At 60.7% G+C, this 2,145-nt stretch carries 3 protein-coding genes; all 3 read right to left on the bottom strand.

What is annotated here, in order from left to right; translation table 11 throughout:
• Positions 1-71: 71 nt before the first annotated feature.
• On the bottom strand, positions 72-578 hold the full coding sequence (locus IRZ12_RS17430; protein WP_296471329.1) for a MarR family transcriptional regulator: 507 nt from the start codon (positions 576-578) through the stop codon (positions 72-74).
• A 37-nt stretch (positions 579-615) separates the two neighbouring features.
• Positions 616-1,713, bottom strand: coding sequence for an ABC transporter ATP-binding protein (locus IRZ12_RS17435; RefSeq protein WP_296471332.1), 1,098 nt, complete (start codon positions 1,711-1,713; stop codon positions 616-618).
• A 16-nt stretch (positions 1,714-1,729) separates the two neighbouring features.
• On the bottom strand, positions 1,730-2,145 hold a 416-nt coding region (locus IRZ12_RS17440), incomplete at its 5' end, for an iron ABC transporter permease (RefSeq protein ID WP_296471335.1).

Consider the following 2,145-nt stretch of genomic DNA (forward strand, 5'->3'; position numbering starts at 1 on the left):
ATCCTGGATGGGAGGCACGAACGCCTGTCCCGCGTTCCCCATCCCCACCACGCCCATCCGGAGTCGATGCGTCATGCGCCGTCCCCTTCTTGCAAGGCGGCATCACGAGCGAGATTGTCGATCACGGCCAACAGGGTCCGCCTCGTAGCAGCCAAGTCCTCCTTGGCCACGCCCTGGATCGCGAGCTCGTGGACTTCCTCCGCACAACCGACGATGGCTGACCGGAGTGCCGCCCCCTTGGGCGTCAAGAACACGCGGATGTTCTTGTTATTGCCGGGCACCTTCCGCCTGGTTACGTATCCCTGGGCCTCCATCGCTTTTAGCGCGGTGATCGTAGAGGGTTCCGTCACGCCGGCCTGTTCGCTGAGCTGGCGCTGCGTCAGGCCATCGCCGCGCCACAGCACGCGCAGCAGCGTCCAATGACCGTACAGCACGTCGTATTGCTTCAATCGTCGCGAGAGGCTGCCGGAAGTGCAGCGAAACGCGGTCTTGATCAAGTGCGTCAGGCGCTCGTCGTTGAGCGCGCTGCGCCAATCGTCGATTGCGGCTCCTTTAGTCTTTTGTTCCGGTGTAGGCATGCAGGCCTGCTATGCGTAAGAAAATCGGTCAATAGCGTCAATCCGGGCGAATGCATATGCATTTCTCGGGATTGATGCGCACGGATATGGGCTGGCTCACGGGCGTCTTCAACGACGGGTGAACCCTCGCCATCAGGGAGCGGCGGCCCAGGCGGACCTGGAAATCGACGACTTCTCCCAGGAACACTTTCGCGTCTACGGTGCCGGTGAAAACGTTTTCCCCACGAGGCGGCGCCTCGCTGAGCTCTACGTCTTCCGGTCGCACCGAGAGCAGCACCCGATCGCCGTTTTTTCGGTTCTCGTAGGCCGAGGCCTTCAGCATCCCGATGTCGGTGCGCACATCATAAGCGCCATCGGATGCCTCGGCTTCGACGGTGCCTTCGATGAAGTTCGTCAAGCCCACGAAATCGGCCACGAAGCGGTTCGCCGGGCGCTCGTAGATGTCGCGCGGCGAGCCTATTTGGAGGATGCAGCCCTCGCTCATGACCGCGATCTCATGCGAAAGCGCCAGCGCTTCGCTTTGATCATGGGTCACGTAGATGGTGGTCAAGCCCAGGTCGCGCTGCAGGCGCTTAAGCTCGAAGCGCATGCGCTCGCGCAGCTTGGCGTCGAGGTTGGACAGCGGCTCGTCCAACAGCAACAGCTCAGGCTCCATGACGAGCGCGCGCGCCAGCGCCAGCCGCTGCTGCTGCCCGCCCGAGAGCATCGTCGCCTCACGATCCGGGATATTCTCCAGCCCGACCACCGTCAGGACGCGCATTACCCGCTCTTCGATTTCGCGGCGGCTGAATTTACGCGGGCCGACCTCCAGCGGAAAGGCCGCATTCTGGAACACATTCATGTGCGGCCAGATCGCATACGACTGGAAGACCATTCCGAAGTTACGCTTGTTCGGCGCGACGAAGATGCCCGAAGACGAACAGTAAACAACCTTGCCGTTTACCGTGATGCGCCCGGAAGTTGGCTTTTCCATCCCTGCGATGGAGCGCATGGTGGTGGTCTTGCCACATCCGCTCGGCCCCAAGAGCGTGAACATTTTCCCTTTGGGCACTTCGATATTGATGTCCTGCGCCGCCTTGACGACGCGCCCTTGGCCGTCCTTGTATTGCGTGTTGAGATGGCTTACCTGCAGCATGGTGTCCGCGCTCCTCTCAGATTTCCTTGACCCCGAAACGCCTTCCCATGTATTGGGCCAGCATGACCAGCGCCAGCAACGCCAGGATGAAGACGACGCCCAGGGCGGAGAGCTCAACGAACTGCCCGTTTTCCCACAGCTCCCAGATCACGATGGACACGACTTCATTGCCGGGGCTGTAAAGGAGAATGGAGGCCGACAGCTCGCGGATAGAAACAATGAAGACGTATATCCAGCCGGCCAACAGGCCCGGCTTGAGCAACGGCAGCAGAATTCTCCGGAACGTCGTGAACCAATCCGCCCCGCTCATTTGGGCGGACTCTTCCAGTTCTTTATGGATCTGCAGCATAGAGGTACTGTTGTAGCGCATGCCGTAGGGCATGAACCGCGTCACGTAGACCACGAGCATGATCCACAGCGTTCCGTATATGC

It is taken from the genome of Pigmentiphaga sp. (assembly GCF_019689535.1).
Classification (GTDB): Bacteria; Pseudomonadota; Gammaproteobacteria; order Burkholderiales; family Burkholderiaceae_B; genus Pigmentiphaga.